General features: G+C 71.9%; 21 protein-coding genes and 1 pseudogene. 13 read left to right on the forward strand and 9 right to left on the reverse strand.

What is annotated here, in order from left to right:
• Positions 1 to 61 precede the first annotated feature (61 nt).
• From ACGFZK_RS22205 to ACGFZK_RS22235, 7 genes are all read left to right on the forward strand, one after another.
• Complete coding sequence (locus tag ACGFZK_RS22205; protein WP_393850600.1) at positions 62 to 1,093, forward strand: helix-turn-helix transcriptional regulator; 1,032 nt, start codon at positions 62 to 64, stop codon at positions 1,091 to 1,093.
• A gap of 144 nt (positions 1,094 to 1,237) precedes the next feature.
• Positions 1,238 to 1,756 (forward strand): hypothetical protein, encoded by a 519-nt coding sequence (locus tag ACGFZK_RS22210; protein ID WP_393850601.1) that lies wholly within the window; start codon positions 1,238 to 1,240, stop codon positions 1,754 to 1,756.
• Between the two features lie 1,740 nt (positions 1,757 to 3,496).
• On the forward strand, positions 3,497 to 4,183 hold the full coding sequence (gene rpe, locus ACGFZK_RS22215) for a ribulose-phosphate 3-epimerase (RefSeq protein ID WP_393850602.1): 687 nt from the start codon (positions 3,497 to 3,499) through the stop codon (positions 4,181 to 4,183).
• 138 nt (positions 4,184 to 4,321) lie between these two features.
• The gene (locus ACGFZK_RS22220) at positions 4,322 to 5,335 is read left to right on the forward strand and encodes a sugar-binding transcriptional regulator (protein WP_030388458.1); all 1,014 of its coding nucleotides are present in this window, start codon (positions 4,322 to 4,324) and stop codon (positions 5,333 to 5,335) included.
• Between the two features lie 124 nt (positions 5,336 to 5,459).
• Positions 5,460 to 5,681, forward strand: coding sequence for a CarD family transcriptional regulator (locus ACGFZK_RS22225; RefSeq protein ID WP_030012151.1), 222 nt, complete (start codon positions 5,460 to 5,462; stop codon positions 5,679 to 5,681).
• A gap of 49 nt (positions 5,682 to 5,730) precedes the next feature.
• A complete protein-coding gene (locus ACGFZK_RS22230) occupies positions 5,731 to 6,180 on the forward strand; it encodes a ribonuclease domain-containing protein (RefSeq protein WP_393850603.1) in 450 nt (149 codons plus the stop codon).
• Complete coding sequence (locus ACGFZK_RS22235; protein WP_393850604.1) at positions 6,177 to 6,605, forward strand: barstar family protein; 429 nt, start codon at positions 6,177 to 6,179, stop codon at positions 6,603 to 6,605. Before ACGFZK_RS22230 ends, ACGFZK_RS22235 begins: the two co-directional genes overlap by 4 nt.
• 193 nt (positions 6,606 to 6,798) lie before the next feature.
• On the opposite strand, the gene ACGFZK_RS22240 is transcribed toward ACGFZK_RS22235, so the two are convergent.
• From ACGFZK_RS22240 to ACGFZK_RS22250, 3 genes are all read right to left on the reverse strand, one after another.
• Positions 6,799 to 7,269: a group II truncated hemoglobin gene (locus ACGFZK_RS22240; protein ID WP_393850605.1), complete on the reverse strand. Its 471-nt coding sequence runs from the start codon at positions 7,267 to 7,269 to the stop codon at positions 6,799 to 6,801.
• 2 nt (positions 7,270 to 7,271) lie between these two features.
• A complete protein-coding gene (locus ACGFZK_RS22245) occupies positions 7,272 to 7,595 on the reverse strand; it encodes a putative quinol monooxygenase (protein ID WP_393850606.1) in 324 nt (107 codons plus the stop codon).
• A gap of 73 nt (positions 7,596 to 7,668) precedes the next feature.
• Positions 7,669 to 8,178 carry a hypothetical protein gene (locus ACGFZK_RS22250; protein WP_393850607.1) on the reverse strand — a complete coding sequence of 170 codons (510 nt, stop codon included), beginning with the start codon at positions 8,176 to 8,178 and terminating at the stop codon, positions 7,669 to 7,671.
• Positions 8,179 to 8,415: 237 nt separating this feature from the next.
• On the opposite strand from ACGFZK_RS22250, the gene ACGFZK_RS22255 reads away from it, so the two are divergent.
• The 6 genes and pseudogenes from ACGFZK_RS22255 (at position 8,416) to ACGFZK_RS22280 (ending at position 14,958) form a co-directional block, all read left to right on the forward strand.
• Positions 8,416 to 9,852, forward strand: a complete 1,437-nt coding sequence (locus ACGFZK_RS22255) for an ATP-binding protein (RefSeq protein ID WP_393850608.1) — start codon at positions 8,416 to 8,418, stop codon at positions 9,850 to 9,852.
• Positions 9,853 to 9,864: 12 nt separating this feature from the next.
• The gene (locus tag ACGFZK_RS22260) at positions 9,865 to 10,206 is read left to right on the forward strand and encodes a nuclear transport factor 2 family protein (RefSeq protein WP_393850609.1); all 342 of its coding nucleotides are present in this window, start codon (positions 9,865 to 9,867) and stop codon (positions 10,204 to 10,206) included.
• Between the two features lie 112 nt (positions 10,207 to 10,318).
• Positions 10,319 to 10,966 carry a TMEM175 family protein gene (locus ACGFZK_RS22265; protein ID WP_393850610.1) on the forward strand — a complete coding sequence of 216 codons (648 nt, stop codon included), beginning with the start codon at positions 10,319 to 10,321 and terminating at the stop codon, positions 10,964 to 10,966.
• Between the two features lie 72 nt (positions 10,967 to 11,038).
• Complete coding sequence (locus ACGFZK_RS22270) at positions 11,039 to 12,340, forward strand: IS701 family transposase (RefSeq protein ID WP_393850611.1); 1,302 nt, start codon at positions 11,039 to 11,041, stop codon at positions 12,338 to 12,340.
• Positions 12,341 to 12,372: 32 nt separating this feature from the next.
• A pseudogene (locus ACGFZK_RS22275) lies at positions 12,373 to 13,444 on the forward strand (XdhC family protein); the annotation flags it as partial.
• A gap of 71 nt (positions 13,445 to 13,515) precedes the next feature.
• Positions 13,516 to 14,958: a GuaB1 family IMP dehydrogenase-related protein gene (locus ACGFZK_RS22280; RefSeq protein ID WP_393850612.1), complete on the forward strand. Its 1,443-nt coding sequence runs from the start codon at positions 13,516 to 13,518 to the stop codon at positions 14,956 to 14,958.
• Positions 14,959 to 14,968: 10 nt separating this feature from the next.
• Here ACGFZK_RS22280 and ACGFZK_RS22285 read toward each other — a convergent pair whose 3' ends face one another.
• The 6 genes from ACGFZK_RS22285 to ACGFZK_RS22310 form a co-directional block, all read right to left on the reverse strand.
• The gene (locus ACGFZK_RS22285; protein ID WP_393850684.1) at positions 14,969 to 16,234 is read right to left on the reverse strand and encodes a sensor histidine kinase; all 1,266 of its coding nucleotides are present in this window, start codon (positions 16,232 to 16,234) and stop codon (positions 14,969 to 14,971) included.
• Positions 16,235 to 16,239: 5 nt separating this feature from the next.
• A complete protein-coding gene (locus tag ACGFZK_RS22290; protein WP_393850613.1) occupies positions 16,240 to 17,967 on the reverse strand; it encodes a cation acetate symporter in 1,728 nt (575 codons plus the stop codon).
• A 157-nt stretch (positions 17,968 to 18,124) separates the two neighbouring features.
• Positions 18,125 to 18,400: a hypothetical protein gene (locus tag ACGFZK_RS22295; protein ID WP_393850614.1), complete on the reverse strand. Its 276-nt coding sequence runs from the start codon at positions 18,398 to 18,400 to the stop codon at positions 18,125 to 18,127.
• A gap of 185 nt (positions 18,401 to 18,585) precedes the next feature.
• Entirely contained in the window at positions 18,586 to 19,413 is an 828-nt protein-coding gene (locus ACGFZK_RS22300) for a LytR/AlgR family response regulator transcription factor (protein WP_393850615.1), read from the reverse strand.
• A 120-nt stretch (positions 19,414 to 19,533) separates the two neighbouring features.
• A complete protein-coding gene (locus ACGFZK_RS22305) occupies positions 19,534 to 20,475 on the reverse strand; it encodes an SCO0930 family lipoprotein (protein WP_393850685.1) in 942 nt (313 codons plus the stop codon).
• A 118-nt stretch (positions 20,476 to 20,593) separates the two neighbouring features.
• Positions 20,594 to 21,619: a GDSL-type esterase/lipase family protein gene (locus tag ACGFZK_RS22310; RefSeq protein ID WP_393850686.1), complete on the reverse strand. Its 1,026-nt coding sequence runs from the start codon at positions 21,617 to 21,619 to the stop codon at positions 20,594 to 20,596.
• Positions 21,620 to 21,726: the final 107 nt, after the last annotated feature.

Here is a 21,726-nt window from a genome sequence, read left to right on the forward strand (position 1 = left end):
ACCATCGCAGGAGAAGAGGACGCGTGCTGACCTCTACTGACCTCAATCCGAAGGGAAAAGCGTGATCGCCAACCGCACACTGGAACTCCTCAGCCTGCTGCAGGCACAGAAGGAGTGGACCGGCGACGGGCTGGCCGAGCGCCTGGGGGTCTCGCCGCGAACCGTCCGCCGGGACATCAACCGGCTGCGGGAACTGGGCTATCCCGTCACGGCGACGAAGGGGCCCTCCGGCTCCTACCGGCTGTCCCGCGGGGCGCGTCTGCCTCCGCTGATAGTCGATGACGAGCAGGCCGTCGCCATCGCGCTGTCCCTCCAGACGGCGCCCGCCTCCGTGGCGGGCATGGGTGACGCCACGAAGCGTGCGCTGAACTCCATCAGGGAACTCCTGCCGCCCCACCTGGCGCGCCGACTCGCGACCTTTTCCATCGAACAGATGGAGAACGCATGGGAGTTGGCCCCGCCACAGGTCGATCCCGGCCTGGTGGCGCGCCTGAGCGCCGCCGTGCAGGAACGGGAACTCGTGCGCTTCACCTACCGGTCCATCGAGGTCGATGAGGAGGACACCAGGGACGTGCTCGCCGAACCCCACCGGCTCGTCGTCTGGTCGGGGCGCTGGTACATGGTGGCCTACGACCAGCAAGGGAACTCCTGGCGCACCTACCGGCTCGACCGGATCGGGCGCATCGCCCCCACAGGGTGGCGCTTCAGCCGGCGGGACCTTCCCGACGGGGACATCACCCGCTTCGTCCAGAGCCAACCCGACCGCGGCGACACCCCGGACGCCTGGCCCTGCTGGGGCACCGTCCTGATGGAGTGCCCCGCGGCACTGGTTGCGAAGTGGGCCCCGATCACGGCGAGTTTCGAAGCGGTCGACGAGCGGATGACCCGGATACGGATGGGGGCCTGGTCGTGGACCGCACTCATCGGCTTCCTGGTCACCTTCAGCTGCCGGTTCACCGTCGAGAGCCCGCCCGAACTCGCGGAGGCGGCCCGGCGCGTGATGGGCCGCCTCGACGTCGAGATCCTGCGGGCCGACGAGCGCACGGTGCCCCCGGCCGCCGCATCCATCCGGCGGGGCAACCCGGTCCTGTGACGGCGCCGGGGTGAGGGATGAGCGGTCGGGCACTGACCTCTACTGCTCCTGGCCCGGCTCATCCAGCTGGGGGTTCCCGGACATCCTTGACGGGCTGGGGCCGGACGTCACAGACGCGGCGCTCGGCTAGTGGGCGGAGGCTCGGTGGGCAAGGAAGTCAGTGAGATCAGGAGCCTGCCCCTGCACGGCTATCGTGAACTGCGCGGAACGGATTTCGACGGCCGGCCGACGGGCGACATCGACGACGTCATCTACGACGCGTTCGAAAGTCGCCGTCGCCTGAACGGCGTTCCCGGCCTCGTCGCGTTGATCAACGATCCCGGCATGCCCGAGATCGAGCGCTTCCGGGCGTGCGCGACGCTGACGACCTGGGGCGAGGCGGCCGGACACGAGGCAGTGATCCGTGCCGCCGTAGATCCCAAGAGGGCCCCCTGGTACGACTTCTCGATCGACCGGAAGTACTCCATGAGCAGCACGTTCGCGCAGCTCGCGCATGCTGTCGCGGAGCGGGATCTGGCGGGGGAGAAGGGAACCGAGGCCCCTCGTCTGGACGCGGCCCGTGGGTTGGTGCGGCTCGCCGACAGCGAGCACTTCGAGGACAGGCTGGGCGAGGCGGCGCTGGAACGGCTGCTGAGGCACCTGCGCGGGGCGCCTCCGGCCTAGGGGGTGCTTACGGGCGGGGCGGGGGGCGGGAAGGTGCGGCGGGGGCTTCGGGGGGCCGGTGTGCGTGTTGAGCGGCATCAGGGATGTGTATGGGGGTTTCCCGTCAGTCTCATCGTCTCTCCGGTTCGGGCCGGTCCCTCAAGGGCGCTCCTTCGTCGCGTCGCTTCGCGATGTCGCTGCGCTCCACCCTTGACCGACCGTCCCGCCCCGGAAAGTCGAAGACTGTCGGGAAGCCCCCAAAAGAACGAGCCGGGTGCTTCTTTTCAGGGACGGGGCGGTCGGAAATGCCCGACCCGGTCGGGCGCAAGGGGCACGACAGACAGGCGGGGCCCATGGCCGACATCGGCCGGGTCGGTGGGGCGCGCCACATCGCTACGCGCTCCCCACGTCTCAGCGTCCGACGACCGTCTGTGGCTGGACATAGGCCGCCCATAGCCCCAGCACTCCCTCTTTGACTGCGACCGGCCGCCGTCAGGGGCCGGTGAGAGGGATGGTCGGCTGATTCCTCGCCTCAGCCGAGGTGGGGGCGGGTCAGCGTGAGGACGGCACCACAAACTTACGCATAAACAAGGGCAATTGGGTCAAACGGTCAGCCTTCTGAGCCGCCCGCACTCGCTGACCCGAGCTCACCTCGACATAACCGCCGTCAGACGCTCCTCCACCCCCCGACAGCCGTCAGACGCCTCCCATGAGGAGCACCCGAGGGGGCTGGCGGCCTGCGCCCAGCCCAAGACGGTCGCCGGACGCATGGCGAGCGCCGAACCGCGGTCGTGGGCGGCTTATGCCCAGCCCAAGACGGTCGCCGGACGCATGTCGAGCGCCGAACCGCGGTCGTGGGCGGCTTGCGCCCAGCCGCAGACGGTCGTCGGACGCATAGCGAGCACCGGACCGAGGTCGTGGGCGGCCTGTGTCCAGCCCAAGACGGTCGTCGGACGCTGAGAGGTGAGGAGCGCGTAGCGATTGGACGCGCTCACCGACGCGGGCTCCGGTCTGGATGGGCCCCGTCTGTCGGAGGTGCCCCTTGCGCCCGGCCGGGTCGGGCAGCTCCGACCGCCCCGTCCCCCAAGGCTCCGCCCGGCTCGTTCTTTTGGGGGCTTCCCGACAGTCTTCGACTTTCCGGGGCGGGACGGTCGGTCAAGGGTGGAGCGCAGCGACATCGCGTAGCGACGCGACGACGAGGAACGAGGAGGAGCGCCCTTGACGGGCCGGCACGACACGGAGAGACGATGGGACTGACGGGAAACCCCCAGAACATCCCAGATGCCGCTCAACACGGACCCCGCCCACACACCGCCGCCGCGCCTTCCGGCTCCGTCCCGGCGGCTTCCGACCCCGCGAGGCATCCCCGCGCCTTCTGCTCCTGGGCGGGTGGCTTTCGCCTCGCGAAGTCGCCCCCGCGCCTTGCCCCCGCCCGGGCGGCTCGCGCTCGCGGAGCCATCCCTGCGCCTCCGATCCCGGCCCTCAGGCCGTCGTCCCGCTGCACATGATTGCGCCAGGGGGAGCGGGTGGCGGGTGGCGGAGGGGCGGTGGGTGTTCCCGGGGCGTGTGCGCGTCGTCCGGACCGTCCGGGGGCGGCGCTCCGGGCGTCGGCGCGGGGAGGGTGTCATGGACAGAACCGCACCGAAGGCGATCTGTAAGAGCCAGTTAAATGTCCTTCGTAGTCGGTTAAGGATTGCTGCGCGGATCCTGACTTCCGGGGTCGTGGCCGGAACCGGCCCCAGGCATGGCAGGCTTGGGGGCATGGCCGCTCAGATTTATCCCAGCATCCTGTCCGCCGACTTCGCCCGACTCGCCGAGGAGGCGAAGGCCGTCGAGGGGGCCGACTGGCTGCATGTCGACGTCATGGACAACCACTTCGTCCCGAATCTCACCCTCGGCATGCCGATCGTGGAGTCCCTGAGCAGGGCCACGGACATCCCGCTGGACCTTCACCTGATGATCGAGAACCCGGACCGCTGGGCCCCGCAGTACGTGGAGGCCGGTGCGGGCTCGGTCACCTTCCACGCCGAGGCCGCCGCCGCGCCCGTGCGGCTCGCGCGGGAGATCAGGGCCAAGGGCGCGCGCGCCTCGATGGCGCTCAAGCCGGCCACGCCGATCGAGCAGTACGAGGACCTCCTCCCCGAGCTCGACATGCTGTTGATCATGACGGTCGAGCCGGGCTTCGGCGGCCAGCCCTTTCTCGACATCATGCTTCCGAAGATCCGCCGTACCCGGGAGCTGATCGCCAAGCACGGCCTGGAGCTGTGGCTCCAGGTCGACGGCGGGGTCTCGGCCTCGACCATCGAACGCTGTGCCGAGGCCGGCGCGGACGTTTTCGTGGCGGGCAGCGCGGTCTACGGGGCGGTCGATCCGGCGGCCGCCGTCCGCACGCTGCGTGATCAGGCGGGCGCGGCGATCGCGGCGGCGCCGTGGGCTTGCGACCACTGAGCCAAGCGTTGGTGAACAGCTCGGTGAACGGGAGCTGTCCAGGCTGATCAACGGCCGTCGGATCTGACAGGATGAACGGCGAGTCGAGAGTGTGAACACGAGAGTGTGAACAGCAGTGAGGAGAACGCGGTGTCTGCAATGTCGGCGGGACGGTCAGCCCTGCGGATGGGACCCGCGGAGCTGGTGCAGGCGGCGGCCATGGCGCGCCGCTTCTACCTGGAGGGCAAGTCCAAGATCCAGATCGCCGAGGAGTTCGGCGTGAGCCGCTTCAAGGTGGCCCGGGTCCTGGAGACCGCCCTCGAGCGTGACCTCGTACGGATCGAGATCCGGGTACCGGCCGAACTCGACGCCGAGCGGTCGGACGCGCTCCGGGCCCGGTACGGGCTCCGGCACGCCGTCGTCGTGGAGTCGCCCGCCGACGCCACCGAGGACGCGCCCGACCCGGAGAACCTGGGCGCGGTCGCCGCCGATCTGCTGGGCGAACTGGTCAACGAGGGCGACGTACTGGGCCTGGCGTGGGGGCGGTCGACCATTCACATGGCCGCCTCCCTGCACCGGCTGCCGCAGTGCACCGTGGTGCAGCTGACCGGCGTGTACGACGCGGGGACCGCCGAGCGCGGATCGGTCGAGGCCGTCCGCCGGGCCGCCCAGGTCTCGGGAGGCGACGCGCACCCGATCTACGCGCCGATGCTGCTGCCCGATCCGGCGACCGCGGCCGCGCTGCGCAGCCAGACGGGGATCGCACGCGCCTTCGAGTACTTCGACAAGGTGACGGTCGCGGCCGTCTCCATCGGCTCGTGGGAGCCGGGCATCTCGACCGTCCACGACATGCTGACCGACGAGGAGCGGGCCCACTACGCCTCGCTGGGTGTCGCGGCCGAGATGTCGGCCCACCTCTTCGACGCGGAGGGCCGGCGGGTGGGCCGGGACCTCGGCGAGCGGTGCATCACGGTCGAGGCGGACCGGCTGCGGCGTATCCCCGAGGTCGTGGCGATCGCGGGCGGGCTGCGGAAGGCCTCCGCGATCGGCGCCGTGCTGAGGTCGGGGCTGGTGACCAGCCTCGTCACCGACACGGCGGTAGCCGACTACCTGCTCACCGAGTCGGCCCCGGGCCTGCGGCCGGCCCTGGACCGGGCCGACCCGGACGACTGACGCGGCCTGACCGGGCAAGACGGGCTCCGGCGGCCTCTGACTGTCGCCGCCGGTGCGGATGGTGCTGGAATTGAGATCCGAACGGCGGACCGCGCGGCGGCCTCCGGGGCGCATACTGGTTCCAATGACAAAGTCAGCAGTACCTCGCCGCCATTTGCCGTCCAGCCCGTTCAAGGCGCCCGTGGAACAGCCCATCCGGCAGTTCAACGTCGGCGACCGGGTTACTCACGATGAGCACGGTCTCGGCCGTGTCGTCGGAATCGAGGAGGGGATCGCTGTTCTCGTCGACTTCGGTTCGGTCCAGAAGCGAATCTTGAGTCCGTACACCAAGATGGCCGCTCTCTGAGGTCATCGGGCGATTCGCGAGCGAATCGGATATTTGGCACGATCGGTGCATGATCTTTTGGAGCGTGCCCCGATCGTTGCTGCGTTTGCTGGGGGCCCTGTTCCTCTGTGCCGCGCTGGTCGGAGCGGTGGGCTGTGGCGGGCAGAAGCCCGCGCCCGCGCCTACCGCCGCCAGTGCGAGTGGCGGCGTGAGTTCCGGCGCCGTGCCCGGGTGGGCGAAGGGGATGGCCACCGTACGGGCCGACGGGCTGCCGCAGCAGGCCCGTGACGTGCTCGCGCTCATCGACAAGGGCGGGCCGTACCCCTACCGGCAGGACGGCACGGTCTTCGGGAACTTCGAGAAGGCCCTGCCCGAGCAGAAACGTGGCTACTACCACGAGTACACCGTGCGGACGCCGGGGGAGCGGGATCGCGGAGCCCGGCGGATCGTGACGGGCGAGGGTGGGGAGTTCTTCTACACGGACGACCACTACGACACCTTCAAGGCGGTTCTCCGATGAGCCTGGACCCGCAGCCGCTCGCCCCTGCGCTCGCGGCGGCCGATGCCGCCGGCTGGACGACCGTACGGCTGGACCTGGACGGCGTACGGGGCAAGGCGGAGCTTCTTCGGCGCTGCGGGGACGCCTTGCGGCTGCCGGAGTGGGTCGGCGGGAACTGGGACGCGCTGGCCGATGCGATGCGGGATCTGTCGTGGTTGCCGGGGGCCGCGGGGCGGCTGGTCGCGGTGACCTCGTGGCGTGGGTACGCTGCCGCGCGGCCCGGCGAGTGGGAGACGTTGGTGGAGGTGCTGGAGGAGGCGGTCGACTTCTGGCGGGCACGGGGTGGCGGCGCGCCGGAGCTGGTGGTGCTGCTGGCCGACGCCGGGCCCGGGCCGGATGCCGGGGCCCCGCCCCGGACCCCGCGCCTCAAACGCCGGCGGGGCTGAAGAGCGGGGCTCGGCCCCGGGCCCCGCGCCTCAAACGCCGGCGGGGCTGAAAGAGCGCCTCAAACGCCGGCGGGGCTGAAAGAGCGCCTCAAACGTCGGCGGGGCTGAAAGAGCGCCTCAAACATCGGCGGGGCTGAAAGAGCGCCTCAAGCGCCGGCGGGGCTGAGAGGGCGGGGGTTCGGGGCCTTGTCGGTCAGTCCGTCTTCGGGATCCACGGCGGGGTTTGGCCCCAGGACCAGATCGGGATCTTGGCCGCGTCGACCGGGGGCGGGTTGGGGCCCGAGTAGATCAGGGCCATGCGCGTGCCCCACTCGATGTAGTAGGCGAACACGCCGCGGAATTCGGGGTCCGTCGGGAGGCCGACCTCGTCGGCCGTGTCCATCAGCAGGTCCACCCAGCGGCGGCGCTGCTGTTCGGTGATTCCCCGGCCCAGGTGCTTGGTGGCCATGTGCTGGTGGCCGCCGTGGTGGTCGGTGTACTCCGAGGGGCCGCCGAAGACCTCCGCCAGCCAGACCGCGACGTGCTGCGGGTGTCCCGAGTCCATGCCGGCGAAGACCGGGGCGAGGATCTCGTCCCGCAGGGCGTGGGCGTAGAAGGCGTCCGTGAGGCGGTTCATCGCCTCCGCTCCGCCCATCCACTCGTAGATGGTGGGTGTGGTGCTCATCGTTATCCGGCGGCCTTTCCCGTGCCCGCGACGCCCGTCACGAGGTAGTGCTGCATCTCCTCGATGGCCGTCACGTACGGACGGATCGCGCTGAAGAACGCCGGGAAGTGCTCGCCCTTGCGGAACCCGGCCAGGTGGTCCTCGATCGAGGTCCAGCGGATCCGGAGGATGTAGCGCTCCTTCTCCTCGTCGCAGCGGGCCAGTTCGTAGTCGATGCACTCGGGCGAGGCGGCCAGGGACTCGGCGGCCCGGGCGTACGCGTCTTCGAAGGCCGGCTGGTCGTCCAATGCGATCCGGTAGCGGATGTATTCGACGGTGGTGGTCATGGGTGCGTGCCTCTCCCTGGGTGTAGGTCGTCGCCAGCCTTACGCGATCACGCGCCGCCGTGGGGCGGATTCGTCATTCGGACGCGGACTTCCTGGAGTCGGTGTCCCCCGAGACGTCCGGTCCCTGGGCGCGGACCCGGCGGACCTTGTCCAGGGAGTCGCGCAGCTCCGTCAGCCACTCGTCCGTGTTGCGCCCGACGAGGCGGACGCACCAGGCGAGGGCGTCGGCCCGGCTGCGGGCCACGCCGCCGGCGACCAGGGTGTCGAGGACCTGGCGTTCGGACTGGCGCAGGCGGGTCATCACCGGGACGGCGAGGTGGGTGAAGAGCGTCGTCTCCTCACCCACGCGCACGCCCCAGGCGACCTTCCGGCGGTAGAGGGACTCGGCCTCGCGGGCCACTTCGATGCGCTGTTCGCGGGTGCGTTCGCGGAACTCCTTGACCGATTCGGTCGCCGGTATGACGCCGACGACCGTGATCTCCTCGCGGTCGGCGGTGACCGAGTCGAGGGACTCGTAGACGTCGACCGGCAGGCGCTCGGCGAACCACGCGCGGAGCTGTTCGCTCTGTTCGGCTGTAATCATGTAATCAACGTTGCATCCGTGGGTGCCTTGATCGCAAGGCTCGCGGCGTTCGCTCTCAGCCCATCGAGCGGTAGCGGTGGATCAGCGAGACGGCCATCGCGCCCTCGCCGACACCCGAGGCGACCCGCTTCACCGAGTGGGCGCGGACGTCGCCCGCCGCGAAGACGCCGGGGACGCTCGTCTCCAGGGGGTACGGGGCGCGCTCGAGGCTCCACTCGGCCGGGAGCTCGCTTCTCCGTGTCGGAGCCCCGGGTCCTCGCCGACGGCGACGTCCTCTTCCGGGACGGTGAGGAGGCGGGCGGATTCCACGTCCTGCTCTCCGGCGGGCTCGTCGTCACCAAGGTCGTCGACGGCCGGGAGGAGGTCCTCACCCGGCACTCCACCGAGGAGGAGAGCGCCGCAGCCGAGGAGCACGACGGCAAGCCGTCCGCCGCCCACCGGTTCACCGGCGAACTGCCCCTGCTGACCGACGGCTCCTACGTGGCCACCGCGGCCGCCAGCGGCCCGTCGACCACCGTCGTCGCCTACCCGAAGCCGGTCTTCTTCGAGATGCTGACCCGCTGCCACGGGGTGGCCGCCGTACTGATCCCCGTCCTGGCCTGGCGCATCAAGTCCTCCGAGGTGCAGGCCCGCAAGCGGGCCACCGTGGAGGCCCTCGGCACCCTGGCCGCCGGGCTCGCCCACGAGCTGAACAACCCGGCGGCGGCCGTGGCCCGGGCGGCGCAGGAACTGGCCCCCGCCCTGGACCGGCTCACCCGTACCGCCCAGGCCTGGGGCGCGGCCGCCTCGGGGGCCGAGCGCGCCGTGCTCGACCGGCTCACCGACGAACTGGACAAGCTGCCGCCGCCGGCGACCACCGATCCGTTCGCCCAGGCCGACGCCGAGGAGGAGATCGCCGACTGGGCCGAGGAGACGGGTACCGAACGGCCCGGCCTGCTCGGCTCCGGGGTCGCCGACCTCGGACTGGAGCTGGGCTGGCTGCTGGAGCGGCTCGAGGGCGTGGGGGAGCCGGCCCTCGCCTGCGTCCTGGACCACCTGGCGGCGCTGCTGGAGATCCGCTCGCTCGCGGCGGAGCTCCGGGCGGCGGGTCCCAGGATCTCCCAACTCGTCTCCGCCACCCGGGATTACGCCAACCTGGACCGGGCGCCCGAACAGCGCTTCCGGGTGACCGAGGGACTGGAGAACACGCTGGTCGTACTGTGTGCCAAGCTCGCCGGCCTCAGTATCGTGCGTGAGTACGAGCCCGGCCTGCCCGAACTGACGGGCTATCCGAGCGAGTTGAACCAGGTGTGGACCAACCTGGTCGACAATGCGGCCGAAGCCATGGAGGGCTCCGGCGTGCTGACCCTGCGCGCCCGCGCCGAGGGCGTCTGCATGGTCGTGGAGATCGCCGACACCGGCCGCGGCATCCCGGCGCAATCCCTCCCGAGGATCTTCGAACCCTTCTACACCACCAAGGACGTGGGCAAGGGGACGGGCCTGGGGCTGCACCTCAGCTACCGCATCGTGACCCAGCGCCACCACGGGTCGATCACCGCCCGCTCGCGCCCCGGCGAGACCCGGATGGTCGTCCGGCTGCCCTTCGCCGGCAGCGCCCGGTCCTGCGCCTCACCTGCGACGACACCCGACACGGCACTCGAGGCGGCGCCCATCGAGGGCGCCGCTCCCCATTGAAACGGAGTCGACATGGCCACGTACGACATCTCGAAACTGCACCCGGTGTTCGTCCGCCAGATGGAGGCGCTGGCCGCCCTGGACATCGAGGCGGTGATGAAGAACTACACCGACGACGCGGTGCTGCTGCGCTTCGAGGGGGTGTCGGTGGGGATCGAAGCCGTTCGCGAGACGTTCACCGGCTATCTCACCGTGAAGCCCACGCTCGTGGAACTCCAGGAGTACATCGAGACCGAAGACACCACCTTCTACCGGGCGATCATGAACTTGAACGGGGAACCGGAGCACGCGTTCGGGACGCTTGTCGTCCGCGATGGCCGAATCTGGCGCCAGACGGCGGGATTCGGCGGCTGACGGCCGAAATCTGGGTAGCGTGTGCGGGGGGGGCGGGGGAACGCCCTCCCCGTATGTGTGGCACGGCGCGTGCGCGGGCCGCTCATATTCAAGAAGCGGCAAAGGGGAGGCAATGGAAAACGAAACCGGGCGGATCGAGGCATTCAGTGACGGTGTATTCGCCGTCATCATCACGATCCTCGTTCTGGAATTAAAGGTTCCGGAAGAAACCGGGTCGGAGTTCTGGCACGGCGTCCGGGAACAGTGGCCCCATTACGCCGCCTACGTGGTGAGTTTCCTCATCATCGGCGTGATGTGGGTGAACCACCACACCATCTTCAGTCATCTCAAAAGGGTCGACCGCCCCTTGTTGTTCCTGAATCTCCTGGTGCTGATGGTGGTATCGGTGGTCCCGTACACCACCAATGTCCTCGCCGAACACCTCATGGAGGAGGGCGGCTCCGCCAACGCGGCCGCGGTCCTCTACAGCGCCGTCACCGTGGCCTACGCCATGGCCTTCCTGGCCTTCTGGTGGTACGTCACCCGGGTCGGCCACCTCTTCCACGAACAGGTGGACAAGGAAGGCGCACGAGCCACCCGGGTGCGCTTCGGTCTCGGTGCCATCGCCTACCCCCTCACCGTCCTGCTGGCCTTCTATTCCGCACCGCTCACTCTTGTCGCCCACTTCCTGATCGCGATCTACTATGCGGCGAACCAGATCCCCATCCCTCTCGTGGTAGAGGAAGCGCGGCTCGAATCTGCCAGCGACCTCAGGAATTAGCCGCCGGGGCCTACGGCCGTTCTGCGCGGTCAAGTAGGGTATTGGATCTAGCTGGTCGCGGGGGAGGCCCAGATGGCTCGCGTAGTCCTGCCGGAGGATTCCACGCAGGAAATCTCCGAATTGATCGACGTCCTGATCTCTCTTCTCTTCGAGTCCTTACCCCGGCGGGACCAGCGAAACTGGGCCCGCGTTTATCTGAACGGCCTGGTGCGGACCACCGGGAAGAAAACAATTCGTAACATCGCCGGAACAGGGGCCAGTTCCGTCGAGCAGAGCCTCCAGCAGTTCATCAGCAAGTCCCCCTGGGACTGGACCCCCGTCCGACGCTCCCTCGCCCAGCACCTCGAGCGCACCGCACAGCGCCCCCTGGCCTGGGTGCTCCAGCCGATGGTCGTCGAGAAGGCCGGAGACCGCTCCGTCGGCGTCGGCCGGCAGTTCGTCCCCCAGCTCGGCCGCACCGCCAACTGCCAGCAGGCGAGCGGCATCTGGCTCGCCTCCAGCGAAGCCAGCTTCCCGGTCGAATGGACCCTCACCCTCCCCGGGCCCTGGACCAGCGAACTCCCGCGCCGCCGCCGCGCCGGCATCCCCGACACCGCACGCTCCCTCACCCCCGCCCAGGACGCCGTACACGCCGTCCGGCGGATGGCCGCCACCTGGCAACTCCAGCGCCGGCCCGTGGTGATGGAGGTCGCCAACGGCGATCTGCCGCAGAGCATCGAGTCCTTCACCCTCCAGGACATCCCCTTCGTCTTCAAGGTCGACGGCTCCCTGCCCGTCTCCTTCGGCGGCACCGGCCGGCACAAACCCGGGCCGCACACCGCCCCCGCCCGCGAGCTCATCGACTCCCTGCGCTCCCAGCGCCGCGTCGTCGAATGGACCCGGCACGGCCGGGCCGAGGGCGCCGTGACCCTGCTGACCGCGGCCTCGATCTTCGCGACCCCCTGCGAGGACCGCCCCGCGCCCGCGCCGCACACCCCGCTGCTGCTGGTCGGAGCCTGGACCGAAGCCGCCCTGCTCCCCTCCGAGTTCTGGATCACCAACATCGGCGACCGGCCGCTCGCCCAGCTCTTCCTGCTCGCCAAACTCACCGACCGCGTCTCCCTCGACTTCGCCGGGACCTGCGAACCCGTGGGCATCCGGGACTTCGAGGGCCGCTCCTTCCGCGGCTGGCACCACCACGCCACCCTCGCCAGCGTGGCCCACGCCGCGAAACTGCTCGGCGCCCGCCCGCGGCTACCCGACGGATACCCCGGCCCCACCCGCTCGGCCGCCGCCACGGCACGGCCACCCGCACCCCGGCCGGCCACCCCGGCCGTACTGCCGCCGCGCCCGCACCTGCCCGGACAGACCCCGCGCCGCGAATTCATCCGCTGATGCTCGACATAGCCGACGAGCTACGCGCGTGGTGCGCAGCGCGAGCCGTGCACGAGCTGTGCCTGGACGCCATCGCCTCGGGCCGAAGGCGGCCTGCACCTCTTCGGCTACAGCGCCGACGACGCCTTCGCCGTGGGCCTGACCTGCGGCGGAGCCCTCGACGTCCTGGTCACCCCGGTGCGCGGGCTCGACCCGGTCCGCCCCGTGCTCGGCTCGGTGCTCGCCGCCGCCACCGGCGGCGCCCGCGCCGCGCTCGCCCGGGTGGTCTCCGGCCCGCCGGCCCAGCTCGGCCGGGCCCTCGCCGTCCACGCCGACGGCTCCTACGAGGGCGGGCTCGCCGGCGGCCCCGACCTGGACCGCGCCGCCGCCCGGCAGGTACGGGCCCTGCTGCTGGCCGGGCGCACCGGAACCGCCGAGCTCGGCACCGCCGACGGGCTCTGCGGGCAGCCGCTGACCCTGTTCGTCGAATCGGCCGCCGAGCCGCCCCGGCTCCTCGTCTACGGGGCCATCGACTTCGCCGCGGCCCTCGCGCGGATCGGCGCCTTCCTCGGACACCGGGTCACCGTGTGCGACGCCCGGCCCGTCTTCGCGACCCCGGCCCGCTTCCCCGACGCCGACGAGGTCGTCGTCGACTGGCCGCACCGGCACCTGGCCGCGCAATGGGCCGCGGGCCGCCTGGACTCCCGTACCGCGGTCTGCGTCCTCACCCACGACGCCAAATTCGACGTACCGCTGCTGGAACTGGCCCTGCGACTGCCCCTGGGCTACGTGGGCGCCATGGGATCGCGGCGCACCCACGCCGCATGGGAGGACCGGCTGCGCGCGCAGGGCGTCACCGACGCGGACCTCGCCCGGCTGCGCTCACCCATCGGTCTCGACCTCGGCGGCGCCACCCCGGAGGAGACGGCCCTGGCCATCGCCGCCGAGTTCACGGCGGTCCGGCACGGCGGATCGGTGCTCCCGCTGGCCCGCCGCCGCGGCCCGGTCCACCGCCGGAGCCGGCCGGCCGGCCGGGACCAAGGTCCCGTAGGAACCGACCACCCGGACGGGTGTGTCCTGGACGATCAGCCCGGGCGGCGTGAACGCCAGGTCGTGGGAGAATGAAGTACGTGCGTTTCCTCGGCTGTCCTGCCGGGGCGTAGACGGATCCTTCGATCGACTGGGATGTTCAGCACGTGCGTTTCCTCAATGACCTGAAGCCGCCGTACGACCTGACGTACGACGATGTGTTCATGGTGCCGAGCCGCTCCGCGGTCGGTTCCCGTCAGGGTGTCGACCTGTCCTCGCCCGACGGAACCGGCACCACCATTCCCCTCGTCGTGGCCAACATGACCGCGATCGCGGGCCGCCGGATGGCCGAGACGGTCGCCCGCCGCGGCGGCATCGTCGTCATCCCGCAGGACATCCCCATCGAGATCGTCACCGACGTCATCTCCTGGGTGAAGACCCGCCACCACGTGCTCGACACCCCGATCACACTGGCGCCCACCCAGACGGTCGCGGACGCGCTGTCCCTGCTGCCCAAGCGCGCCCACGGCGCCGGCGTCGTCGTCGACGGCGAGGGCCGCCCGGTCGGCGTCGTCACCGAACACGACCTGACCGGCGTCGACCGCTTCACCCAGCTCTCCGAGGTCATGTCGAAGGAGCTGCTGCTCATCGACGCCGACATCGACCCCCGCGAGGCCTTCAACCAGCTCGACGCCGGCCACCGCAAGCTGGCCCCGGCCGTCGACAAGGACGGCCGCCTCGTCGGCATCCTCACCCGCAAGGGCGCGCTGCGCGCGACGCTCTACACCCCGGCCACCGACGCCGACGGCAAGCTGCGCATCGCGGCCGCCGTCGGCATCAACGGCGACTTCGTGGCCAAGGCCAAGCAGCTGCTCGACGCGGGCGTCGACACGATCGTCATCGACACGGCGCACGGCCACCAGGAGTCGATGATCAACGCGATCAAGGCCATCCGCGCCCTGGACCCGCAGGTCCCGATCGTGGCGGGCAACATCGTCGCCGCCGAGGGCGTCAAGGACCTCATCGACGCCGGCGCGGACATCATCAAGGTCGGTGTGGGCCCCGGCGCCATGTGCACCACCCGCATGATGACCGGCGTGGGCCGCCCGCAGTTCTCCGCGGTGCTGGAGTGCGCGGCCGAGGCCAAGAAGTACGGCAAGCACGTGTGGGCCGACGGCGGCGTCCGTCACCCGCGCGACGTGGCGATGGCGCTGGCCGCCGGCGCGTCCAACGTGATGATCGGCTCCTGGTTCGCCGGTACGTACGAGTCCCCGGGCGACCTCCAGCAGTCCGCCGACGGCCGCCTCTACAAGGAGTCCTTCGGCATGGCCTCCGCCCGCGCGGTGCAGAACCGCACGAGCGAGGAGTCGGCCTACGACCGTGCCCGCAAGGGCCTGTTCGAGGAGGGCATCTCCACCTCGCGCATGTTCCTCGACCCGGCCCGCCCGGGCGTCGAGGACCTGATCGACTCGATCATCGCGGGCGTCCGCTCCTCGTGCACCTACGCCGGTGCCGGCTCCCTCGCGGAGTTCGAGGAGAAGGCCGTGGTCGGCATCCAGTCCGCCGCCGGCTACGCCGAGGGCAAGCCGCTGCACGCCAGCTGGAACTGAATCCCCGGAGCTAAATCCCGCGTCCCGTGGCCCCGCCCGACCCCTCGCGGTCGGCCGGGGCCACGGCCGTCGGTGAACTGTGTACGCCCGCACGGTATTTGGGGATGCGGACGGTGATCTTCATGCCGGCCCCGACGCCCGTCTCCATCACCGGGCCGTACTCGTCCCCGTACACCTGCCGGATCCGCTCGTCGACATTGGGCAGCCCGATCCCGGAGGAACCGCCGCGCTCCCCGGCCAGGATCCGGCGCAGCAGGGCCGGATCCATCCCGACCCCGTTGTCCTCCACCGTGATCACCGCCTCCGCGCCCGCGTCCTGCGCCGTGATCGTGATCCGGCACTCCTGCGTGGAGTCCTCCAGCCCGTGCTTGACGGCGTTCTCCACCAGCGGCTGCAGGCACAGGAAGGGCAGCGCCACCGGCAGCACCTCCGGCGCCACCTGCAAGGTCACCTTCAGCCGGTCGCCGAACCGGGCCCCGGCCAGCGCCAGATACTGCTGGATGGAGCGCAACTCGTCGGCGAGCGTGGTGAAGTCGCCGTGCCGCCGGAAGGAGTACCGGGTGAAGTCCGCGAACTCCAGCAGCAGCTCCCGGGCCCGCTCCGGATCGGTCCGCACGAACGAGGCGATCGCGGCAAGGGAGTTGAAGATGAAGTGCGGGGAGATCTGCGCCCGCAGCGCCTTGATCTCCGCCTCCATCAGCCGGGTCCGCGAACGGTCCAGCTCGGACAGCTCCAGCTGCACGGACACCCACCGCGCGACTTCCGTCGCGGCCCGCACCAGCACCGCCGACTCCCGCGACCCGTACGCCACCAGCGCGCCCAGCACCCCGTCCTCACCGGTGAGCGGGGCCACCACCGCCCACTTCAGCGGACAGTCCGGCCGCTGGCACTCGGTCCGCACGCTCTGGCTGCGCCCCGACGCCAGCATCACCGCCACCCGGACCATCGCGCGGCGCTGGTGGTGGTCCGCGCCCGGGCCGTCCCAGGCCAGCACCGACTCCCGGTCGGTGAGGCACAGCGCGTCCGTGCCCAGCAGAGACCGCAGCCGCCGCGCCGCCTTGCGGGCGGCGTCCTCGGTCAGCCCGGCCCGCAGCGGGGGAGCGGCCAGCGAAGCCGTGTGCAGGGTGTGGAACGTGGCCCGCTCCACCGGGGTCCCCAGGTCCATCCCGGCAGCCCGCTCCCCGTGGCGGGCATGCCAGCGGCCCGCCGCCCAGCCCGCGCCCAGCAGCAGGACCGCGCCCGCCACCGCCAGCACGGCCAGCACCGCCGGAGTCACCCCGCTCACCGCGGTCCCGCCCGGTCCCCGGCCACTATCTCCGGCAGGTGCAGCCGGGCCAGCGTCGCCGCCGTCCCGGCCGGGATCCTCGACCGCGTCGCCAGCGACACCACGACCATCGTCAGGAACCCGAGGGGCACCGACCACGCCGCCGGCCACGCCAGCAACGTGTGCGTCCAGCCCGGCGGGGCCAGATCCGCCCGCGTCGCCAGCACCGCACCCAGCGCCGCCCCGCCACCGGTGACCAGCCCGGCCACCGCACCCGGCGGGGTCAGCCCGCGCCACCAGATGCCCAGCACCAGCAGCGGGCAGAACGAGGACGCCGACACGGCGAAGGCCAGGCCCACCGCGTCCGCCACCGGCACCTGCGTCGCCGCCACGCTCCCGGCCAGCGGCACCGCGATCGCCACGACCGCCGCCGAGCGGAAACTGCGCACCCCGCGCGCCGGCAGCACGTCCTGGTGCAGCACCCCCGCCACCGCCATGGTCAGCCCCGAAGCCGTCGACAGGAACGCCGCGAAGGCACCCCCGGCCAGCAGCGCACCCAGCAGCTCCCCGAGCAGCCCGCCGAGCATCCGCTCGGGCAGCACCAGCACCGCCGCGTCCGCGTCACCGGTGAGGGCGAGCTCGGGAGCGTAGATCCGGCCCAGCGCCCCGTACACCGGCGGCAGCAGGTAGAAGGCGCCGACCAGCGCGAGCACGACCAGTGTGGTGCGCCGCGCGGTCCGCCCGTCGGGGCTGGTGTAGAACCGCACCGCGACGTGCGGCAGGCCCATCGTGCCCAGGAAAGTGGCCAGGATCAGCCCGTACGTGGCGTACAGCCGGTACTCGCGCAGCCCGCCGGACATCGGCACCGACCAGGTCGACACCCCCGGCCGCGCCTGCGCCCGGGTGTCCGGAACGGGCGTGTCCGGGGCGAACTCCAGCCGCGCGTGGGCCCGTACGGCATGCTCGCCGGCGGCCAGGGTCAGCGGCGCCGCCACATAGCCCCGCCCGTCCACCTGTCCGGTCACCGTCACCGTCAACGGGTCCGCCACGGACAGCCGCACGTCCTCCGCGACCGTCACCGAGGTGTGCTCCCGGAAGACGGCCGGGGCGTCGAAGGAGGCCCGGGGCGCGCCGTCCCCGGCCCAGGCCGCGAGCAGGAAGAAGGCCGGCACCAGCAGGGCCGTGAGCTTCAGCCAGTACTGGAAGGCCTGGACGAAGGTGACGGACCGCATCCCGCCGGCCGCCACCGCCACCGTCACCACGAACGCGACGACCAGCCCGCCGACCCAGTGCGGGGCCCCCGTCAGGATCTCCAGGGTCAGCCCGGCCCCCTGCAACTGCGGCAGCAGGTACAGCCAGCCCACCCCGACCACGAACAGCACCGCGATCCGGCGCACCACCAGCGACTCCAGCCGCGCCTCGGCGAAGTCGGGCAACGTGTACGCGCCGGAGCGGCGCAGCGGGGCCGCCACCAGCACGAGCAGCACCACGTACCCGGCGGTGTAGCCCACCGGGTACCAGAGCATTTCGGGCCCCTGGAGCAAGACCAGCCCCGCCACCCCGAGGAACGACGCCGCCGACAGGTACTCCCCGCTGATGGCCGCCGCGTTCAGGCGGGGCCCCACCGTGCGCGAGGCGACGTAGAAGTCGGAGGTGGTACGGGACATCCGCAGGCCCAGCGCGCCGACCAGGATCGTGACCAGGACGACGACGGCGACCGCGGTCAGCGCGTACGTCTGGTTCACCGGTCGTCCTTCGGCTGGGGAGGGTCTCCGGAGTCTACGCACGCCCCCTGACCGGGCGACAGGCTCGATTCGGACCCACCCCGGACCCGCCAAGGACCCACCCGGACCCGCCCAGGACCCGCACCGGCTCCAGCGCAGCCGGAGCGTCCGGCGGGAGTCAGACGGCCGGGTCGCGGTGCTCCGCGCAGTCGCGCAGGGCGATCTCCAGCTCCACGTACGACTCCTCCGCACGCCGGAACGCCAGCGTCAGGGCCGCCTCCGCGCGCGGCGGCACCTGATCGCGGACCCCCTCGCGGGCCTCGTACAGGACGTCGGCCCAGCGGGCGGCCGCACTGCGCAGCCGGGCCAGCAGCACCTCGGCCTCGGCCGGCCCCGCGGGCCGGGCGCGGGGCAGTCCGCTCAGGGTCTCGACCAGCGCCTGGATCTCGGACATCGCACTCCTCCCGCGCCGGAAGATCCACGATACGCACGGGCGAGGGCCCCGGAGGGCCGAACGGAGCGACGGTGCGGCCGACGGCTCGGCCGGATCGCCGTACGCCCCTCCCGGCGCGACGAACGGCGTCCCCGCGCGCCGGACGGTCGGGCACGAGCGGGCCGGCGCGCCCAGGGGGCTCGCGCTCAGCCCGTCGCCTGCCGCATCAGAAGGTCCCGCAGCTCCCGCGCGTGCCGGCGGCTCACCTGGAGCTCCGCCGAACCCACCCGGACGCTCGTGGACCCGGCCTCCAGCCGCAGCTCGTCGATCCGGGCCAGCGCCACCAGATGACGGCGGTGGATCCGGACGAACCCGCGCGCCGCCCACCGCTCCTCCAGCGTGGACACCGGGATCCGGACCAGATGGCTGCCCTCGTCGGTGTGCAGGCGGGCGTAGTCGCCCTGCGCCTCGACGTAGGAGATGTCCGCGATCGCCACGAAGCGGGTGACCCCGCCCAGTTCGACGGCGATCTGCTCCGGGGCGCGGTCGGCGACCGTGACCTCGGCGACCGGGCGGCGACGCGCCCCCGCCATCGGGCCCGCGCCCTCGCCGGCCACCGGCGCCACCGCGCCCTCCTCGGACCGGCCCAGCTGCTCGCTGGCCCGCCGGACGGCCTCGGCCAGCCGCTCCGGCCGCACGGGCTTCAGTACGTAGTCCACGGCCTTGAGGTCGAAGGCCTGTACGGCGAACCCCTCGTGGGCGGTGACGAACACGATCAGCGGCGGCCGCGCGAACCCGGCCAGCAGCCGGGCGATGTCCAGCCCGGTCAGCCCGGCCATGTGGATGTCCAGGAAGACCACGTCGATGCCGTCGGCCCCGTCCGGGCCGGACTCCAGGGCCCGGGTGACCCGGCGCAGGGCCTCGGTGGCGTCCGAGGCACCCTCCGCGCTGCGCACCCGGGGGTCCGAGCGCAGTAGGTAGAGGAGTTCCTCCAGGAGCGGCTTCTCGTCGTCGACGGCCAGTACGCGCAGCATGCGGCCGAGTCTAGAGAGGACTTCGCCGGGGCGGAACGGCGAAAAGGGGCGCGGCCCCCGCCCAGGGGGGATGTGGGCGGGGGCCGCGCGCATGGGGGTGGGGGGAGGGAGGGGCGGGGATTACTGGACGGTGATGAGCTTGCCCTCGGGGGACACGGCGTACCACGTGCCGCCCACGCCCTGGCCGTTGACGTCGCCGGGCTTCTTGTCACCGGTGAAGGTGTAGACGGGCCAGCAGTCGACGCTCTGCTGCTTCTGGCCGTCCGGGCGGTTGAGCACCGTGTAGTTCTTCTCGACGATCCCCTTGTCCTTGGCCTTCTCCACCGGCGCGACGACCGGCCACTTGGCCAGGCAGTCGCCCACGCACTTGGAGGTCATCGGCCACTGGGTGTCCGGCTTGAACCGGTAGACGGTCATGCCCTTGCCGTCGACGATGTGGTCGCCCAGCTTGGGGTCCTTGGCCACCGACAGCTTCCCGTCGGCCTCGGCGGCGCCGCCCTCGGCCGGGGCCGGGGCCGCCGCCTTCGCGGCCTTCTTGCCGTCCGGCGCGAGCGCGAACCACACCCCGCCGACGCCCTGGCCGTTGACGTCGCCCGCCTTGGCGTCCTTGCTGTAGCGGTACGCGGGCCAGCCGGCCACCGTCAGCTGCTTGCTGCCGTCGGTGCGCACCACCTCGCCCAGCAGCGCCGGGTCCATGCCGGCTGCGGCGGTGGCGTCGCCCGCGGCGACCACCGGCCAGGTCTTCTCGCAGTCCCCGTCGCAGTTCGACTTCGGCGGCTTGGCCGTGTCCTTGTCGAAGCGGTAGAGGGTGAGGCCGGCGCTGTCGGTGAGGACCTGGCCGAGTTGGTCGTTGGGGGCGGCGGCCAGCTGCCCGGCCGGCTTGGCGCCCGCGGCGCCGTCGGCGGCGGCGGCCGGGGCCTGCCCGTAGTCCGGGGCAGCAGCGGCGGCACCCACCGGCTTGGTCGTGTCTGCGGCCTTGTCGTCCGTCGGGCCGCAGGCCGTCGCCGCGAGGACGACGACGATCGCGGCCGCGGCCAGGGTGGTTCCGCGCTTGATGCCCATCTTGATCTCTCCCACGTGTGGTGTCCTTCGTGTCCGCCACCGTGGTGGCGTCAACTCTGCCCAGGACACGCCGCGGTGGGCGAGATCTGTTCAACCCGGCCGGTGTGGGCTGTTTCACTCACCCCGCGCCGAACCCGGCGCGCCGCAGAGCCGTGGCCACAGCGAGGCCGAGCACCTGGTGTCCGCTGTCGTTGGGGTGCAGCCCGTCCGCGAGGTGCTCCGGACCGAGCAGGTCCCGGCCCGGGAGCACGGCCAGCCGGTCGTCCCCGGCGGCGATCCGGTCCCGGGTGGCGCGCTCCATCGCGTCCCGCAGGGCGCCGAGGGTGGCGCCGAGCTTGTTCGGAGTGCGCTCGGCGTCGGGCCGCAGGACGGGGGAGACCAGCAGGAGCGGGGTCCGCGGGTGCCCCTGCCGGACCAGTTCGAGGAAGGCGCGCGTGGTCTCGTAGATGAGGGGGGCCGAGAAGGGCACCCGGGACCAGCAGTTGGTGCCGAAAGCGAGGGTGAGGACGTCGGCGGGCAGGCCCGCGAGCTGTTCGGCGGTGGCCAGTTCACCGCGGGCGGCCCCCGCGTAGCCGAGGTTGACGGTGTCCCAGCCCAGCGCCCGGCCGGTGACGGCGGGCCAGCCGTGCGCGGGGCGGGTGGACCACCAGCCCTCGGTGATGGAGTCGCCGTGCACCACCCAGCGAGGGGCGGGCGGCGCCGGGGTGAGCGGCCCGCCGATCCCGCGCAGACCGAGGATCAGCGGGGACTGGGTCTCGGGCGGGTGGATGGTGAACGGGCCGCTCCCACCGCCCAGTTCGATGCGTACCACGGCCTCCGTGGCCGGTTCGGTGAACACCTCGCCGACCACCCCGTGCCGGTCCCACAGTGCGAAGCCGTGCGCGAGGTCGCGCAGGGCGTCGGTGGGGCCGGGCACGGTCGCCCGGTAGCGGACCTCCACCGCCCGCGCGGTCTCGGTGGTGAACTCCAGCCGGACCCCGATGGGCAGGGTGGCGCGCTCGCCGGTGTCCCAGGGCAGCCGCATGGTGTCACCCGGGTCGGCCCGTACCGGCCGGCCCTTGTCCAGCCAGGCGACCCCGCGCAGGAAGGGCAGCGCGTCCTGCCACGACGAGGGCGCGTCGGGGCCGCCCGCCGGCCCCGCCAGTCGCAGCGGTCCCGCCGGTCGTCCCGGTCCTTCGAACCCCGCCGGTCCTTCGAACCCCGCCGGTCCTTCGAACCCCGCCGGTCCTCCGAGCCCCGCCGGTCCTGGTG

The organism is Streptomyces sp. NPDC048257 (assembly GCF_043201855.1).
GTDB lineage: Bacteria > Actinomycetota > Actinomycetes > Streptomycetales > Streptomycetaceae > Streptomyces.

What these genes read in the sequence shown, in the direction of transcription:
- ACGFZK_RS22245 (WP_393850606.1), bottom strand. Translation starts at nt 7,595, where the DNA reads ATGACCACCACCGTCGAATACATCCGCTACCGGATCGCATTGGACGAC.
- ACGFZK_RS22265 (WP_393850610.1), top strand. Translation starts at nt 10,319, where the DNA reads ATGGAAAACGAAACCGGGCGGATCGAGGCATTCAGTGACGGTGTATTC.
- ACGFZK_RS22230 (WP_393850603.1), top strand. Translation starts at nt 5,731, where the DNA reads ATGATCTTTTGGAGCGTGCCCCGATCGTTGCTGCGTTTGCTGGGGGCC.
- ACGFZK_RS22305 (WP_393850685.1), bottom strand. Translation starts at nt 20,475, where the DNA reads ATGGGCATCAAGCGCGGAACCACCCTGGCCGCGGCCGCGATCGTCGTC.
- ACGFZK_RS22260 (WP_393850609.1), top strand. Translation starts at nt 9,865, where the DNA reads ATGGCCACGTACGACATCTCGAAACTGCACCCGGTGTTCGTCCGCCAG.
- ACGFZK_RS22300 (WP_393850615.1), bottom strand. Translation starts at nt 19,413, where the DNA reads ATGCTGCGCGTACTGGCCGTCGACGACGAGAAGCCGCTCCTGGAGGAA.
- ACGFZK_RS22250 (WP_393850607.1), bottom strand. Translation starts at nt 8,178, where the DNA reads ATGATTACAGCCGAACAGAGCGAACAGCTCCGCGCGTGGTTCGCCGAG.
- ACGFZK_RS22295 (WP_393850614.1), bottom strand. Translation starts at nt 18,400, where the DNA reads ATGTCCGAGATCCAGGCGCTGGTCGAGACCCTGAGCGGACTGCCCCGC.
- ACGFZK_RS22240 (WP_393850605.1), bottom strand. Translation starts at nt 7,269, where the DNA reads ATGAGCACCACACCCACCATCTACGAGTGGATGGGCGGAGCGGAGGCG.
- ACGFZK_RS22225 (WP_030012151.1), top strand. Translation starts at nt 5,460, where the DNA reads ATGACAAAGTCAGCAGTACCTCGCCGCCATTTGCCGTCCAGCCCGTTC.
- rpe (WP_393850602.1), top strand. Translation starts at nt 3,497, where the DNA reads ATGGCCGCTCAGATTTATCCCAGCATCCTGTCCGCCGACTTCGCCCGA.
- ACGFZK_RS22235 (WP_393850604.1), top strand. Translation starts at nt 6,177, where the DNA reads ATGAGCCTGGACCCGCAGCCGCTCGCCCCTGCGCTCGCGGCGGCCGAT.
- ACGFZK_RS22270 (WP_393850611.1), top strand. Translation starts at nt 11,039, where the DNA reads ATGGCTCGCGTAGTCCTGCCGGAGGATTCCACGCAGGAAATCTCCGAA.
- ACGFZK_RS22220 (WP_030388458.1), top strand. Translation starts at nt 4,322, where the DNA reads ATGTCGGCGGGACGGTCAGCCCTGCGGATGGGACCCGCGGAGCTGGTG.